At 42.1% G+C, this 17,425-nt stretch carries 14 protein-coding genes and 1 pseudogene; 9 read left to right on the top strand and 6 right to left on the bottom strand.

Features of this window, described 5'->3' with window-relative positions; translation table 11 throughout:
• From V7K21_RS10860 to V7K21_RS10845, 4 genes are all read right to left on the bottom strand, one after another.
• The coding region (locus V7K21_RS10860) for a tetratricopeptide repeat protein (protein WP_335174050.1) at positions 1-1,461 on the bottom strand (1,461 nt) is incomplete at its 3' end.
• Positions 1,462-1,536: 75 nt separating this feature from the next.
• Positions 1,537-1,926, bottom strand: a complete 390-nt coding sequence (locus V7K21_RS10855) for a hypothetical protein (RefSeq protein WP_335174048.1) — start codon at positions 1,924-1,926, stop codon at positions 1,537-1,539.
• Between the two features lie 168 nt (positions 1,927-2,094).
• A complete protein-coding gene (locus V7K21_RS10850; protein WP_335174046.1) occupies positions 2,095-2,484 on the bottom strand; it encodes an agenet domain-containing protein in 390 nt (129 codons plus the stop codon).
• 281 nt (positions 2,485-2,765) lie between these two features.
• A complete protein-coding gene (locus V7K21_RS10845; RefSeq protein WP_335174044.1) occupies positions 2,766-3,719 on the bottom strand; it encodes a lysylphosphatidylglycerol synthase domain-containing protein in 954 nt (317 codons plus the stop codon).
• A gap of 143 nt (positions 3,720-3,862) precedes the next feature.
• Between V7K21_RS10845 and V7K21_RS10840 the strand changes: the two genes are divergently transcribed.
• The 3 genes from V7K21_RS10840 (at position 3,863) to V7K21_RS10830 (ending at position 7,716) form a co-directional block, all read left to right on the top strand.
• The gene (locus tag V7K21_RS10840) at positions 3,863-4,834 is read left to right on the top strand and encodes an alpha/beta hydrolase (protein WP_335174042.1); all 972 of its coding nucleotides are present in this window, start codon (positions 3,863-3,865) and stop codon (positions 4,832-4,834) included.
• A 106-nt stretch (positions 4,835-4,940) separates the two neighbouring features.
• Entirely contained in the window at positions 4,941-5,843 is a 903-nt protein-coding gene (locus V7K21_RS10835; RefSeq protein ID WP_335174040.1) for an alpha/beta hydrolase, read from the top strand.
• 202 nt (positions 5,844-6,045) lie between these two features.
• The gene (locus V7K21_RS10830) at positions 6,046-7,716 is read left to right on the top strand and encodes a phosphatidylglycerol lysyltransferase domain-containing protein (protein WP_335174038.1); all 1,671 of its coding nucleotides are present in this window, start codon (positions 6,046-6,048) and stop codon (positions 7,714-7,716) included.
• A gap of 81 nt (positions 7,717-7,797) precedes the next feature.
• Here the strand turns inward: V7K21_RS10830 and V7K21_RS10825 are convergent, their stop codons facing one another.
• The gene (locus V7K21_RS10825) at positions 7,798-8,436 is read right to left on the bottom strand and encodes a sensor histidine kinase (RefSeq protein WP_442948867.1); all 639 of its coding nucleotides are present in this window, start codon (positions 8,434-8,436) and stop codon (positions 7,798-7,800) included.
• A complete protein-coding gene (locus tag V7K21_RS10820) occupies positions 8,437-9,024 on the bottom strand; it encodes a PAS domain-containing protein (protein WP_335174035.1) in 588 nt (195 codons plus the stop codon).
• 258 nt (positions 9,025-9,282) lie between these two features.
• Between V7K21_RS10820 and V7K21_RS30660 the strand changes: the two are divergent.
• The 6 genes and pseudogenes from V7K21_RS30660 to V7K21_RS10790 form a co-directional block, all read left to right on the top strand.
• Positions 9,283-9,468: pseudogene (locus V7K21_RS30660) on the top strand (AraC family transcriptional regulator); the annotation flags it as partial.
• A 127-nt stretch (positions 9,469-9,595) separates the two neighbouring features.
• Positions 9,596-10,606 (top strand): AraC family transcriptional regulator, encoded by a 1,011-nt coding sequence (locus V7K21_RS10810; protein ID WP_335174030.1) that lies wholly within the window; start codon positions 9,596-9,598, stop codon positions 10,604-10,606.
• Positions 10,607-10,946: 340 nt separating this feature from the next.
• Entirely contained in the window at positions 10,947-13,664 is a 2,718-nt protein-coding gene (locus V7K21_RS10805) for a TonB-dependent siderophore receptor (protein WP_335174029.1), read from the top strand.
• Between the two features lie 29 nt (positions 13,665-13,693).
• Positions 13,694-14,863: a PepSY-associated TM helix domain-containing protein gene (locus V7K21_RS10800; RefSeq protein ID WP_335174027.1), complete on the top strand. Its 1,170-nt coding sequence runs from the start codon at positions 13,694-13,696 to the stop codon at positions 14,861-14,863.
• 132 nt (positions 14,864-14,995) lie between these two features.
• A complete protein-coding gene (locus V7K21_RS10795) occupies positions 14,996-16,039 on the top strand; it encodes a helix-turn-helix transcriptional regulator (protein ID WP_335174025.1) in 1,044 nt (347 codons plus the stop codon).
• On the top strand, positions 15,990-17,306 hold the full coding sequence (locus V7K21_RS10790) for a TonB-dependent siderophore receptor (protein ID WP_335174023.1): 1,317 nt from the start codon (positions 15,990-15,992) through the stop codon (positions 17,304-17,306). Before V7K21_RS10795 ends, V7K21_RS10790 begins: the two co-directional genes overlap by 50 nt.
• The last annotated feature ends 119 nt before the right edge of the window (positions 17,307-17,425 follow it).

The raw sequence follows: 17,425 nt of genomic DNA, 5'->3' as shown, positions 1-17,425 counted from the left end.
GTAAATCGGTTCGGCTTCGCTGTATCTGCCTTGGGAGTAGTAGAGTAACGCTAGGTTGTTGAGACTTTGTGCGACATCTGGATGTTCTTCTCCCAGCAGCTTGCGCCTGAGTGCCAAAGCTTGGATGTAAATCGGTTCGGCTTCGCTGTATCTGCCTTGGGAGTAGTAGAGTAACGCTAGGTTGTTGAGACTTTGTGCGACATCTGGATGTTCTTCTCCCAAGCGCTTTTTAATAACTTCTAAACACTGCTCATACCAAGGTAAAGCTTGGTTATATAAACCTTGACCACTGTAAAATTTAGCATTACTGGTGAAAGCCCAAATTAAATCATCATCACTGACATATTGAATGAGATTTTTCGCTACTTCAGCTGAATGAGGTATTGCAGGTGTGACATCGGTGATTTGTTTAAGGGTGGGAGTTTGAGGAATATCTTTAACAACTGCTACCATTACCCGACAAAGCGATCGCTTAAATTCCTCTTTCCGATCTAAACCTGTAAGCTTATATTGAAAAAACTCCCGTAGCAGTGGATGCAGTTGGTAGATTCCCTCACCTTTGCGCTGGAGTAAATGCAGATTCAGCAAACTATCGTCTCTAATTTCCTCTAACTCTCCCTCGTACTCCTCTATTACACACTGTTCCACCAACTTCCAAGGTATGGGTGCGGCGGCAAATAAACTCAATAAACAGCCCAGTTGTTTATCGCTATCCTCTAATTCTTGCCAATTCAACTCAAAGGCTGCTAATACACCTCGTTGTGCTGTCATGTCGGCTTCCGACTTAGATTTAGAGAGGGAACGCTCATCAAGTCGCTTGTTCTCCAACCGCCGCAACATTTCTGCTAAAGATAAATCCTGTTTACGCGCCAGATACCGCCCCACTAATTCCAAACCCAAAGGTAAATATCCTAGCCACTCACACAACTGATTTGCTAAAGCTAATTCTGACTCAATTCGCTCTGGTGTTTCTTTGAGTAAAGACCTTAATAACTCCAGCGCTTCCTCTGGTTGCAACACATCCAAAGATAACTGTGCTACTCGTCCCAAGTTCTGGCGCGTAGTTATCAGCACTTTAAACCGAGAAGGTAGCGACTGTAAGTAAGGCTTAACTTGCTCGTAGTCGGTGATATCATCCAACACTAGCAGCACATCACCTTCACGCCAACGCCGCCAACAATATTGCACTTGCGCGAGTATATCAAAATCTTCGGGGGGCTTTAAATCAAGTTGCGTTCTGGCAAACTGCACAACTTGAATCCCCACATCCCCAGTTTTTGCCAGCAACCAGCAAAGCCCGCCGTTATATGTTTCGCGTTGCTGAATGGCATATTGCAGGGCGAGTTCTGTTTTACCAACTCCACCCATCCCCGCGATCGCAGCAATGGCTACTTGTTTATTATCCTGCAAAAGTTGATGGAGGTTTTGCAATTCTTCCTCACGTCCGACAAATTCCACCACCCCACTCAGGGGTAAATTTTGCGGTATTCCAGTAGGGGGATTTGACTTTACCCGTTTCCCTTCAGGCGACTGTAGTCAGAAGTTAAAGGTTTGATTGCGGTTGTCATTAGAAACGTTCCCAACATTCCCGCCATAATTTTTCTCTACTGTGTTCGTAAAATTCTGGATAATAGAGGGTTGAGATTTAACAGCATCCGCTACCGCCTCTACAGCTTGAGCAATTTCAGGGTCTTTCTTTGCCGCTTCTTCTACCTGCTCAACTAGAGTAGCTTGACGATAATCTAGCGGTTGTGTTTGAGCCAGTTCTATAGCACTCGCCGTCTTAGGTTCTTTGCGTTTCAGCAGTAAGAATAATTTACCGCCTTGCTTTAAAACTGTTTCGCCCAGGATTTCACCAGTTTTTTCAAAGGCTTTGGTGATGACCAAGGTTGCGATCGTAGCTGCTATCGGTAATACTGGCTCCATAAGTTTGCCAAAATAGATGAGATTTTACTTATGGTTCTTAGTCTACAGTCTCTAAAAGTCTCTAAATAGTTAATGGAGAGCAAATAGCAGAAGAAATTATAAAACAATTTAAGGGACAACTTCTACAGGTGAAATCGTCCCTCTCAACTTATAAAAGTGAAATATTCCCTATCTGCTTACCCTGAAAGGTTCAACCCACTCATCCCAAGAGCGATCGTAGCCATCATAAGTAATTTTATAAAGATTGTTATTAACTTCTAAAACCTGTCCTTGATACCATATCCCCTTCCACAAAATTCTTACTGAATCTCCCGTTTTAAATGATGTCCGAAAGCGTGAATATCCAACCCATTCATCGCAGGAGCTATCATAACCATCGTAGGTAATATAGCACTGATCATCATTAACATTAAGAACTGTTGCCGGATACCATGTTTCCTGCCAAAGAACCTCAGCCTTTTGTCCCACATAATAGGGTGAAGCAGCAAAAGCACTGGGAGTCAATGTTCCTACCCAAGCTTCCCTGATTTTCATGGCAAACAATACTCTGTTTCTCATAATTTTTTCTATCCTCAATCAGTAAAACCGAATTTCGATGATGATTTCTGGAAATCTCATTCAAAATTTGCCACTAACTGCTACTATCTTTATGGAATTAAATTAGCGATCGCCTCAGCAAAAATTATGATTTTCCGCCGCTATTTGTGAAGATATCGCTGAAGTATTCCGTATTTAAAATTAACATTAGTTACCGATTTTACTTAATTGAAAGTCTTAGATCCCCGACTTCTTCCATAAGTCGGGGATCTTGTTGTTCGTGTTCATACTGAAACGGGACTTTACAGTTTATTGATATTTTTGAAATTACCGGATCTCAATCTAATTTCATAAAGTCCTAGTAAACCCGCTGCTACTAGCAAAGGTAAGAAATAGTAGACTCCCCGATAAGCCAGCAATGAACCCAAAATTGCTGCACCAGAAACTTTTGAGGAGAGAATCAGCAAAATTATAGTTTCAAACACTCCCAAACCACCAGGGACATTACTAACAACACCTGCAAACATCGCTAGTAAGTAGATTCCCAAAAAATCCAGATAGGACAAAGATATATTAGCAGGAAGCACAGCATAAAGAACTGCCGCTGCCAAAATCCAGTCAAAGCTTGAAATTGCTATCTGTGCAAGGGATATTTTAAAAGAAGGAAATCGAAATTCCTGTCCACGAATTATTAACGGTTGTTTAATAAGAATACTTCCTAGCAAATAGATAGCTACCAATATTAGAAAAATCACCCCGATGGGACGCACAGTGGTAAAAAGTAAATGTAGTTGAGTGGGAATTTTCAAAGGGTTGACAAGGAACAACAAACCTGCAACGGCAAACATCCCCAACCAAAAAGTAAAATTGGCAAAAGCAATTACTTGAGCGATCGCTACTGCTGATACTCCCCAATTAGCATAAAATCGATAACGGATAGCACTGCCAGTCAGCAGGGCAAAACCGATCGTATTACTAAACGCAGAGCTAATAAAGTTGGTTAAAGCAATCTTGTTCCAACTTAGGGAACGATTAATATAGCTAAAACCTAAGATATCGTACCCAATCATCACCAGATAGCCCAAAGCTGTCAGCCAAATTGCCCAGCTTAAGCGACTTTTGGGAATAGCAGCTAGAGAGTTGAGAATATCACGATAATTATACTCACGCAATTCGTTAGCGATCGCCCACAGGGAAAGCACCAGCAGCAATAAACCGAACAGGGTGCTGAAATTGAGTTGCAACTTTTTAAGCATCGTGAAGAAACTTATCCTAACTCTTGACTTTTAATTTACAACCAGTCGTAAAGTTTCCATTAGGTTGACACAGCATTGACATATTATTTGCATAAGCTTTTGATTGCCAGTACGAACTGCCAAATGCCCCATACCCTTCAAAGATGAACTACAAACAATCTAAAATTCTCTTGCTAGTTTCAGTATTAACTCTAGTTGGCTGTAATTACCGTCAAACTGTAGCAGCAAAAATACCTCAACAGCAAGATTTACAAACAACGCCTTCTGTGCCACCAACCCAACCTAATGCTAGCGACGTAGCTACTCTCCTAAGTTACAAAATTGAAACTTACGATAGTCAAGTAATGGGCGCAAGTCGTACCTACGGCGTTTCTTTACCCCCTGGCTATGGGCAAAACCCGAAACAAAGGTATCCTGTAATCTTTCTCCTCCACGGTGGACATGGTAACCCCACTGATTGGTTTATTCAAAACAAGGGACAAGCTCTCAAGACTGTGGAACAACTTTATACTACAGGGAAGTTGCCACCCAGCATCATCATCACACCAGATGGCAACGACAAACGTGGCTCTAGTCCCTACCGGGACCCTGAATATATTGATGGCCCTAACGGTAATGTCTCTACAGCGGTGGGGGATGAGTTAGTAAAAGTTGTGCAAAGCCATTATCGGACACTAACCAATCCAGATTTTTGGGCAATAGGTGGTTTATCTTCTGGTGGTTGGGGAGCAATCAATGTAGGATTACATAACCCGGATCATTTCTCGATTTTATTTAGTCATAGTGGTTATTTTCAGGATAAAAGCGGCCCAATTAATAGTCCAATAACTTATATTAAAACCATTCCTTCACAAGCTAAAAAAAGGTTGCGGATATACTTAGATTCAGGTAAATCAGATATTGAAGAAATCGACCAAGCCGAACAATTTGCTAAAGTCCTAAACGAACTAAAAATTTATAATCTATTTCGTGAGTTCCCTGGTAGTCATACCTGGAAATACTGGCGGAAACATTTAGCCGATTCTTTGACATTTGTGGGCGAACAATTTAGATTGTCTGATATAGCACATAAATCTGAAAAATTAGATTTCTCTGCTAAAAATACTCAAAAATAATCCAATTTTATCGAAATGTAAATATTTAAAACTCCGCTATAAAATTGTAGCAGATTAACTCTAAGTAAGTTTGAATAGAGGTAACTTTTTTACCAACTAAAAGAAGATGAAAATTTCTAAGTTTTTAATTAGTTTGGCAGGAGCGATCGCTATCCTTACCACTAGTGGTTATTATTATGTATTTATCTTAGGTGCGCCGCAACTAGACCCACCCCAAAAACAAGCAAATACTGGGCTAAAGGTTCAATTAGCAACCTTCAACTCGCAAGCGATGGGTACAGTCCGTAACTACGGCGTAATTTTGCCCCCTGGTTATAACAAAAATCAGCAAAAGCGCTACCCCGTGATATTCTTACTACACGGTGGTCATGATGATGCCCGTGCTTACGCTGATAAATATGCAATCTTAGACATACTGCATAAGCTTTATAAAAATGGAAAATTACCACCATCGATTGTGATTACACCTGATGGTAATGATAATCGCGGTTCTAGTCCTTTGTATGATCCTGATTACTTTGATGGGCCGAATGGTAAAATAGGGACTTTAATTGGTTTAGAATTAGTACAAGTTGTCAAGTCGCGCTACCGCACTTTAGAAAAACCCCAGTTTTGGGCGTTGGGAGGTCTTTCTTCTGGGGGATGGGGGGCTTTTAATATCGGGTTACGCTATTTAAACAACTTCCACATTCTGTTTAGTCATAGCGGTTACTTTACTGATAATAGCGGTTCACAAAATAGTCCCCAACAAATCGTGCAACAGCTATCACCTGACGATAGAAAGCGATTGCGTATTTACCTGGATGCGGGTCTGAACGATACTAATTTACTGGCTTCTACCAAAGCCTTCAACGAAACCTTAAACAATTTAGGCATTGCTCACGTATTTTATGCGTTTCCAGGAGGTCATGGTTTGTCTGGTCCTGATATAGGCTGGAACTACTTCCACAAGCATCTTAAAGATTCGCTCTCGTATGTAGGGGAACAATTTAAAAAAGTTAAGAGTTAAGAGTTAAAATTTGAAAAATCAGGTTCTACCGCTCCGGTTGTGCTACGACATTAAAATTAGGGTGTTATGAAGAAAATTCAAAACGTCAAAACTTAATCTGTATAAGTAACACAGCCGATAAAACTAGTTTCTTTATTATTTTAGTCCCTAAAGAGAGTGGTAGAGCCAAAACTCCTAACTTCTAATTAATACTTTTAGACTAATGACCAATAATTTAAAAACTCAGATTGGACTTTGGAGTGTAGCTTTCCTTACAGGTTTAGTCGGAGTAATAAATTTGTTATCAGCAGTGACACCTAACCTATATGGGCGAAATCACTGGTTGAAGGAATTTTTACCATTTGAAATTCGTGCCACTGGTCATGTATTTGCAGCGCTGACTGGGTTTGTTTTACTCACACTTGCTACTAACTTATTACGGCGAAAAAGAATAGCCTGGTTACTTACCATTGGTTTACTAGTGATTTCCATTTTCAGCCACTTGCTGAAGGGATTGGATTATGAAGAAAGTCTCCTCTCTGGAGTTTTGCTGCTGCAATTAATCTGGATGCGCCATTTTTTCACAGCAAAATCAGACCGTCCTTCAATCGCACGGGGAGTTCGAGTGCTAATAGGTGCTTTATTATTTACCCTGGCATACGGTACTGTTGGATTTTACTTGTTAGACGGCAAATTTTCAGAGAATTTTAATTGGCGTGAAGCTGTACTTCAGACTTTAGCGATGTTCTTCACTGAGGATAATTGGGGACTGCAACCAAAGGGTCGATTTGGAGAATTTTTTGCTAATTCCATCTATATTATTGCCGCGGTTACTATTACATATGCAATATTAATGCTGTTGCAACCTGTGTTTTGGCGGAATTTAGCAACCCCAAAGGAACAGCAAAAAGCGAAAGAAATTGTCGAGCAATACGGTCGTTCTTCTTTAGCAGCGTTGACCTTATTAAATGATAAAAGTTATTATTTTAGTCCTACTGGTAACAGTGTAATTGCTTATGTTCCCAAAGGACGGGGTGCGATCGCCTTAGGAGATCCCATAGGCCCGATTGAAGACCGCAAAGAGACAATTATTGCTTTCTGGCAGTTTTGCCAGCGCAACGATTGGTATCCTGCCTTTTACCAGACTTTGCCTGATGATATTCAGCTTTACAAGTCGTTGGGGTTTAAGGTACTCAAGATTGGAGAAGAAGCGATCGTTGACCTGAAAACTTTTACCTTACAAGGTAAAGCCGGTAAAAACTTTAGACCATCAATCAATCGTTTAACTAAGCTAGGATACCAAATCGACTTTTACCAACCACCCATCGCCAATGATTTATTGCACCGACTCAAACCTGTGAGTGATGAATGGCTAAAGATGGTACAAGGTTCAGAAAAACACTTTTCTTTAGGTTGGTTTGACGAAGCTTACCTGCGAGAGTGTGAGATTGCTGTGATGCATAATCCCGAAGGTGAAATTAGCGCCTTTGCCAACATTATCCGGGAGTACCAACTCAACGAAGCGACCATTGACATGATGAGACACCGCCCGTCCATCGAAAATGGCACAATGGACTTTCTATTTATTTCCTTACTCCAGCATTTTAAAGAGTGTGGCTACGACAGCTTTAATTTCGGTCTTTCTGCCTTTGCGGGAGTTGGAGACAACCCAGAATCGCGCCGCTTGGAGAAAGTATTGCACTATCTTTACCAACATTTGAGTCGCTTCTACAATTTCAAGGGACTGCACTCCTACAAAGACAAGTTCCGCCCCGATTGGGAACCACGTTATTTGATTTACCCCAGTTTAGCCACCTTACCCGATGTAGTTGTGGCATTAATTCGCGCAGATTCAGGCGATCGCCTCTTTGATTATTTCAAACCCGGAGCCTAAATAACGAATTTATACAAAGTTACTCAGGGGTGCAAAGGTTAGAAAGCATCTATTCCGGCGTTATTTAGCAGTATGGCAGTTCTAATTTTTGCTTATTATTTGGATTTGGGAACTGTCAGGCTTGGCTTCAAGGCGGTTTTGCAGAATCATTAGCGTACTATCAATACCGCTATGGACATCTACTGCTTTCATTTTTGCTTCATCCAGTCGTGAGAAATTCCGCAACGACAGTACAATGTTGCGAATGCGATCACTTCCCATTTGCATGGTATCTAGTAATTTTTGTAGGTCTTGAATCACAAAATCTAACTCGATCGCTTCTATTCCTTCCTGAATCACTGGTGTTGGATGAGGATATTCTTTTTGGTAAAGTTGCAGTATTTCTAGCAATTGTTGGATGTATTTTTTAGCATAAGTGATATTGCCATTGATAAAGTTAATCGGATTATTAATTTCGTGAGCTACACCCGCCACTAATTGTCCCAGAGAAGACATCTTCTCTGTTTGAATTAGTTGTGCTTGGGTCTTTTGTAATTGTTCAAGGGTTTCTTGAAGTTGTTGATTTTTTAGACTTAATTCCTGCTCTCGCTGTCGTAAAGCAGCCTCTGCTTTTTTGACAGCAGTAATATCTAAACCCATTTCTACAACCATCGGTTCACCATTCATATCCTTGAACGGATAATCATAAATCTGATATACCCGGCCTGTTTTACTATCCACCTATTCCCAGAGTTGCGGAGCGTTACTGTGAAAAACGCGAAAGGTGGGACATTCAGGACAAGGTTGCTTTAATCCGGCGATCGCCTCATAACAACGTTTCTCTGAGGGATCTCCAAATACCTCACGGAAGCGTTGGTTATAAAATCCCACCCCGTAATCCTTGGGTTGCAGATAGAGAAAGGCTGGTAACTGATTGAGTAGGTTATAAAGGCTTTCCCGTTCAGTTTGTAACGCTTCTATTCGCCGCAGTTGTTGGCTGATGTCTTTGCCTACTGCATAAATGAGTCCCTTTTGAGAAGTTGATAAACTCCAACACAACCACCGATAACTACCATCTTTATGAAGATAACGACTGTCCCAGTGCAACTGTTGCTGTGGTTCCGTTGGCAAGTGACTGATTGTGATATCCTCTGGATGCACTAATCCCAGCCACGGATGCCCGATTAAGTTTTCCGCTTTCCATCCCAACACTTGTTCCCATGCTGGATTCACTTGCTGGTAAAAACCATCTTGTCCGATTATACAGAATAGATCAGATGAAAGGTTAAAAAAATCTTCCAAATCAAACACAGTAATTTTGCCACTCAAGTTCTGCCTACAAGGTAACTAGGCTTATCCACTAACTTCAATGTTAAGATTACTGATGAAATCAATCGATAAAATAATATCAAGTGAAGTTGTGGCGCTCGATGGTAAAACATTGTGCAGTTTTTATGACAAAGGTAGCCACTAAGGCGCAATTCAAATAGTAAGTGCCTGGCCAAGGTGCTAGAATTAATTGCCCTCAAGCTAGCAGATCAAGTAGCAGCAGCGCCAACAGAAAAACTGCTAAGGCTTCAGGAAATTGATCGCATCCATCACGCCAGAGAGATTCTGTTACAGAATATCAGTAATCCACCTTCATTAATCGAACTAGCTCGACAGGTGGGTATTAACGAATGCACTCTCAAACGTGGATTTCGTCAAATTTTTGGGAATACAGTGTTTGGTTACTTACACGATTATCGCATAGAACAAGCTAGGCAATTACTATCACTGATATTTCTAATGCCCAACTACATTACAAGAATGGCGATCCGTTTACGTTTCGCTCTGATAGTCATAAAAAATATGAGATTATTTTTCAATAAACTTGAGAAAAATTTAATTAACTGCAACAATGACAATTACTCTTTCATCCTCAGACTATGATGAGCTATGGGAGCAAAGCTGGCAGAATACCCATCGTCTATACCAATCAGACGACTTCGACGATATCTTTGATTACCCTAAGGAGTTAGGGACAGGATACAGGCGATTAATTTGGCTTCAGAATGGGTTCTGGCTTCGCGTTCGGGAATTTGAATGCCGAGAATTTATTCGTTGTGATGATTATGAAGAAGGATGGACGGCATCAGTCCTGACATTTTTTATTTGCGGCGATGCTGGAGTAGTGATTCACAAGACAGACGACTATTTCCATGAAATTAGCGGACAGAATTGTTTCGGATTTGGCTCTGCGATGGAGACAGAAGAGTGGCCCGCAAACCAACGAATCTTTAGAGTTCAGATTTGCATGGAGCCTTCTTTCCTCAAATCCTATGGTAGCGCCCAGCTTGACTCTTTGCCATTGCAGTTAAAAAATTTGATTGAAGGAAACAAGCAGGAAGATTTCAATCTGCTGGGAATAACGACTCCAGCGATGCAGCTAGCAATTGGGCAGATTCTAACTTGCCCTTATCGGGGATGGATGAAACAGCGATATCTGGAAAGCAAAGCCCTAGAATTATTAGTTTTGCACCTAGAGCAAACCGTCAAGCGGGAACAGGGTTTAAATTTGGTCATAACCCTCAAGTCTACTGACATTGACCGCATCTATGATGCTAAAGAAATTTTACTGCGGCATTTCGATAATCCGCCATCAATACTCGACTTGGCAAAGCAAGCTGGAATTAATCACAACAAGCTCAAGCGAGGCTTTCGTGAGATTTTTGGCACAACTGTATTTGGCTACCTGCACGATTATCGTATGGAGAAAGCGCGGCAGTTGCTTTGTGAAGGCAAGTTGAGCGTAGCGACAGTGGCAAATATAGTGGGCTACGCTAATACTGGACATTTTGCTGTCGCTTTCAAACGCAAGTTTAGCATTAGTCCCAGCGCCTGTCGCTTAGGAGAAAAGCCTATTTTTTGAGAATTATTATCAAGGATTTGGTCTTATTACAATACGGTTCACTTAAGAAAATTGTAGGTTGGGTAAAACGAAATAAAACCCAACAAAGTCACGGAAGTGTTAAGTTTCGTTCCTTAACCCAACCTACGTAGAAGTTGAGTTTTAGGTTTAACTGAACTGTATTGGGTCTTATTAGAGTTGCAAGCGGTCTTCTTTGAGCGGAAATAGTCATTGAAATCCTGTATGCTCCGTATAACTTAATTAATTGCCAATTAATTCCAACAACTTTGTGAGTCAAAAAGGAAGTTTTCCTGGATGAGTTGCCAAGGAGGGTATTGGCTTTTTTGATGTGTGAGGAGCTATGAAGGTTCAGCGATCGCCTAATTTATTATCTTTTGTTGTCAGTTTATCTGGATGCATCACCAGTGTTTTGATGTCACTTGTTGCTCAACCTGTTTGGGCGCAAAGTACAAGAACTGCTCCGATTACAGCATCCACTGAGGCTAATGCAGACTCTACTCAACTAATTACCAAAGGACAGGTTGTTGAACCGATTAAAAAGATTCAGCAACTTAAGCAGATAAAGCGTCCGATCAGCAGTGCCCAAATGTTACTGGTGCAGTCGCCAACACCACAAACAGTGCCAACTCCTGAATTAGTGCAAGTGACGCAAGTTAAAGCAAATCCTACCTCTAAGGGTGTGGAGGTGATTTTACAGACTAGCAAAGGGGAACAGTTGCAAATCACAAACCGCAGTGCTGGCAATAATTTTATCGCTGATATTCCTAATGCTCAACTGCGTTTACTTAGTGGTGAAGGATATACATTCCGATCCCAAAAACCAATTCAAGGGGTTACTGAAATCACAGTAACAAACTTTGATGCCAGTACTATCCGGGTGACGGTGACAGGTGAAGCGAGTTTGCCTGCTGTTGAGTTGTATGATAGTCCAGATGAAGGTCTGATATTTTCTGTGGTGAGTACTGCATCCTCAGCACAACAACCTCAACCTCAAACGTCACCAACTCCTGAACCAAGTCAACCATCAGCACAAAATGATGAACCGATTGAATTGGTGGTAACGGGTGAGCAAGATGGATATGGCGCAACTGATGCTTCATCTGCAACTAGAACTGATACACCCATCCGCGATATTCCTCAATCCATTCAGGTAATTCCCCGACAGGTGATTGAAGATCGGGTGATCACTGACCCGGATGATGCAGTCAGAACGGTGAGCGGTGTGATTCCGTCCAATCCCTCATATGAAGGAGCGTTAAGTGCTTTTTCTATTCGCGGCTTTGACAGTGGCTCGAATGTCCTCAGAAATGGTGTTAGAGAAATCGATTTCGGCTCAACATCAAGAAATGATCTCACAAATATAGAGCGCGTTGAAATCTTGAAAGGTCCGGCTTCTGTGCTATATGGTCAGGGATCTTTAGGTGGTGCAGTGAACATTGTCACCAAACAGCCATTACGCGACCCTTTCTATAACCTTGAGTTTCTCACTGGGAGTTACGACCTCTACCGAGGTGCAGTGGATTTTTCTGGCCCACTCAACGATAGCCGAACTGTGCTATATCGCTTAAATGCTTTTTACCAAGACTCAAATACCTTCATTGACTTTAGTCGTAATAATCGTTGGTTAGTTAATCCGGTTGTTAGCTGGCAGATTAGCCCTAATACGAAACTTACCATTGAAGGAGATGTGTCGAAAACAGTCAGTCAAACTTCTGCGGGCTTACCTGCTGTAGGTACGGTGCTACCCAATCCCAATGGCAAGATTCCCATCAATCGCTTTATAGGTGAACCAGGTGACTTCGAGACTTTCTCCTATGCCAGAATTGGGTACGATTTGCAGCATCAGTTCAGCAAAGATTGGTCAGTAAGAAATGTTTTTCGGTACGAAGTTTCAAAAAGAGGAGGGAGTGGATTTACTGCTGGTAGCAGCCTTGACCCTGATGGTCGAACTCTCAGCCGCTCTTACTTCGACGATCCAAACCCAAAAACAGATGATACTGTAAACGGCTTTATTTTAGCGACTGACTTGACTGGTAAATTCCAAACTGGGTCGATTAAGCACACACTTCTGTTTGGAACTGAAGTATACAACAGCAAACGAACAGGTTTTGAGTATATTAGTGGCGAAGTTGCACCGCTTGACCTGTTCAACCCGGTGTATGGCTCTCCCAGAGGTGCTGTTGAAGATAGAGGTAATAGTACTCAATCAAGCGGGTTTGTTGGAGTTTATCTTCAAGATCAAATTGCTTTAGCAGATAACTTGAAACTAGTGTTAGGCGGACGGTATGACTGGGCTAATCAGGAGTCGAAAGATTTGATCGCAGACACTAATACAAGCCAATCAGATCAAGCATTTAGCCCACGGGTGGGAATTGTCTATCAACCCATTCAGCCGATTTCTCTCTACGCTAGCTACAGTCGATCATTCAATCCTAACAGTGGTACAAATGCCAATGGCAATCTATTCGATCCAGAAAGTGGAACTCAGTATGAAGTGGGCATTAAGGGAGATTTGAGTAACAAACTGTCTGCAACTTTGGCATTATTTGACTTGACTCGCTCTAATGTGCTGACGACCGATCCCAATAATTCTAATTTTTCTATCCAAACTGGCAAACAACGCAGTCGCGGCATTGAGTTAGACCTTAGTGGTGAAATTCTGCCAGGATGGAGCATTGCAGCTGGTTATGCCTACATTGATGCTCGCATCAGCGAGGATACAGATTATGCCGTAGGCAACCGCTTAGTTAATGCACCAAAAAATTCCTTCGGTTTGTTCACATCCTACAAATTTCAATCCGGTAGTTTAGAAGGATGGGGGTTAGGCTTGGGTTTGTTCTATGTTGGAGAACGAGAAGGGGATCTGAATAATAGTTTTCAGCTGCCCAGCTATTTTCGCACCGATGCTTCTATTTTCTACAAACGCGATCGCTTGCGAGCTGCTGTCAGCATCAAAAATCTCTTCAACGTTGATTACTACGAATCATCTTCTGACATTCTAAGAGTCTTTCCAGGGGAGCCTGTGACGGTGCAGGGAACAATTTCGTGGCAGTTTTGACCCTAATAAAATACAAAGGAGTATTGTTTATGCACTCAAAAAAACTCCGAGACTTTGTATTTAGACTACACCGTTATATCGGGTTAATTGTAGGTCTGATTGCAATTATTATCGGTCTAACGGGTAGTATGTTAGTCTTTCACGATGAAATTAGTGAGTTTTTATTGCATCGTCAGATTGGAACGATTACTCCTAGTGGCGATGCCTACGGCAACCCGAAGCGGGAACGCTTACCTGTGGAAGTTATCCTCAATCGGGTGAAAACAACCTATGCAAATCAATCAGGCGTAACAATCGATCGGATTTATATATCTGCAAAGCCAAATGCTCCCGCGATCGTTGTTCCCAGAAAACAGGAAAGCGATTTGGCTGAACTCTATGTCAACCCTTACACTGGAGTGGTTCTTGGAAACAGTCAAGAAATTTTTTCCGAGCGCTTTTTCTCCGTTGTTTACGAACTCCACTACAGTTTATTGGCAGGCAAAACTGGATATGCGATCGCTGGGATTGCTGCCTTATTGATGTGTATCCTCAGTATTACAGGTATCCTCCTCTGGCCTGGTTGGAGAAAGCTGCTCAACGGCTTTAAAATCAAACTTGATGCTCATCCAAAACGGGTTAACTTTGATATTCACAAAGTTGCAGGTATTGTTACAGCTATATTTATTGCCCTCACAGGCTTCACTGGTTTCTGCTGGAATTTCACTGATTTCACTAAACCCATCATCTATGCAGTGACATTTACCCGCAAGCCAGCATCGGAACCTATCTCTATACCTGTTCCCGGTAAAACTCCACTGGAACTGACAGACCAATTAAAAACTGCTCGTGCTACGTTTCCAAATGCAATGCTGGGGACAATTTACTTTCCTGGTAAACCAGAAGATGCTTTGAGCATTCGCTTTAAATTGCCCCAGGATGATGATGAGAACGGGCAAAGTTATGTATACCTCGACCAATACAGTGGTAAAGTGTTGCGAGTGGATAACATATTGGAAATGCCGTTGGGCGATCGCGTCCTCAATTCTTTTGAACCACTCCACTACGGCACCTTTGGCGGAATACCTACGCGCATTCTCTATGTCTTCGTTGGACTTGCACCGTTAATTCTATTTATCACAGGCTTTGTGATGTGGCGGTATCGTCACCGCACACAACCACATATTTATACAACATCAAATTCAAATTTGCCGAATTAACATTTTTATGAATCAGTGATTTCGGACTCACGCAACAGCAACCAAAGGTAATAAACCTACTGTTCGTGGTGCGATCGCACACATGTAATATATTTAATAAACAGCGATCGCCATCGTACAGTACAACAGACAATGACAATTAATTTCACGTTTTATGATTTTTGGGATTTGAGAAAAGCAGCAAATCAAAAATCCCTGATCGATCCAACCCATCCACAAGATTATCTTTGTCGATATCCTAAAGAAATGGGCGAAGGTTATTATCGCTGGATTCGGCTTCGTGAAGGCATTACCATTGAAATTCTAGAAACCTATTTACCGCAGTCAATCCGGTGGATCACTCATGCCCATCACCAAGACAGTTTAGAATTTGGATTTATCTTAGCTGGGTCAGGGCAAGATTATGATGAACAACCAACTAAGTCAGGAGAAGACTATATTTTTGGTGGTGTGTATCCACAGTCGAATCACAACGTTAATGGAGCAGGTAATCTCAGATGGGTGAGTTTGATAATTGAGCCAGAAACGTTGAGGGCCTTGATAGAAAGTTACGGAGAACAACTACCGCAAGATTTAGAAAAAGCGATCATAGGTGTGCCAGAACATTTTAATCTACGTCCTAGTTTGATTACCCCAGCCAAACAGGTCGCGCTCCAGCAGATTCTTCATTGTCCTTATCAGGGACTAACACGCAAAATGTATCTGGAGAGCAAAGTGCTAGAATTAGTTTCCCTCAAGCTAGCAGATCAAGTAGCAGCGCCAACAAAAAAACTGTTAGGGCTTCAAGAAATTGATCGCATCCATCACGCCAGAGATATTTTACTAAGGAATATCGGTAATCCACCTTCATTAATCGAGCTAGCTCGACAAGTGGGTATTAACGAATACACTCTCAAACGCGGGTTTCGTCAAATTTTTGGGACTACAGTGTTTGGTTACTTACACGACTATCGCATGGAACAAGCCAGGCAATTACTGCTGTCAGGGCAAATGAAAATTGAACAAGTTGCTCAAATAGTTGGTTATGCAAACCGCAGTCGGTTTGCAAGTGCGTTTAGGAAAAAATACGGCATAAATCCCAAAGCATATCAAAAGCTTTTACCTGGGTATACCGGCGATTGGCACGGTGTTGCCCAATCCCAATGGCAAAATTCCCATCAACCGGAACACCAATGAGCCGAATTACTACCGTGATTTTACAGTCGGCAGCATCAATTACGATCTAGAGCATCAATTTAGTGACAACTGGTCGCTCCGTAACGCCTTTCAAGCATCATTTTCAAGTGTCGATAGTCTTCGAGGCTCAAGCAACGATCTTCTCGACGATAACCGTACCCTTGATCGCAATTACTTTACTGAAAAGTACGATCAGTATAGCTACGCCCTGACAACTAATTTAATTGGCAAAGTCTCAACAGGTTCCATCCAACATCAGTTATTGTTTGGAGTCGATCTCAATCGAAGTGGATACCCAATATATAAAACTTCTTTCGGAACACAGGCACTGCTTGACATCTACAATCCTATCTATGGTCAGCCACCACGGGAGCCTCTTGGCGCAGGAAATAGGCTGTCTTCCTTGACCGATTCGCTTGGTGTCTACCTTCAAGACCAGGTTAACATTGCCGACAATTTAAAGTTGCTGCTAGGCGGGCGGTTCGATCTGTTTACACAGACGAATAAAAGCGCGGATGACGGTCAACCATTCGACGCAATATCCCAAGGCGGCGATGCGTTCAGTCCGCGTGTGGGGATTGTCTACCAACCGATTCCAGCCATTTCACTATATGGCAGCTATACTCGCTCATTCACGCCGAACTTTGGCAGGTCACGCGATAACCGTCTATTTGATCCAGAGCGCGGCAGGCAGTATGAAGTCGGTGTAAAAGCCGATTTGAGTCCAACTTTCTCGACTACCCTGGCTTTTTATGATCTGGAACGCTCCAATGTGTTGACCGCCGATCCCAACGATGACAGCTTTTCGATTCTAACGGGTGAGCAACGCAGTCGAGGCATTGAATTGAATTTCACTGGCGAGATTTTGCCGGGATGGAATATCTATGGAGGCTATGCCTACACTGATGCCAAAATTACGAAAGACAACACCTATCGGGTCGGGAGCCGGCTATTTGCAACACCGAAAAACGCCGTCAGTCTCTGGACAACTTATGAATTTCAAAGGGGTGGCTTAAAAGGCTTTGGAGTGGGGTTGGGATTGTTCTACGTGGGAGAGCGAGAAGGAGATTTAGAGAATGATTTTCAACTGCCTGATTATCTGCGAACAGATGCATCTCTTTTCTATAAGTATGGGCAACTCCGGGCACAGCTGAATTTTAGAAATCTGTTTAATATCGATTATTTTGAAACAACTGCCGGTGAAATCACAAAAGTTATTCCGGGTAGTCCGACCACGGTCGAGGGGAGGATTTCTTGGGAGTTTTGAGTTCATGACTTATGCCTAGACACCATACATTAAAAGGATGCTCCCGCTATGCACCCTTTCAATGACGGCTCAATGTCAAAGCGTCAGTCCTAAGTTTTTACTGTACCAAAGATTAGAGC

This window comes from Nostoc sp., assembly GCF_036919595.1.
In the GTDB taxonomy this organism is placed as follows: Bacteria; Cyanobacteriota; Cyanobacteriia; order Cyanobacteriales; family Nostocaceae; genus Nostoc.
This window is presented reverse-complemented; position numbering and strand designations above follow the sequence as displayed.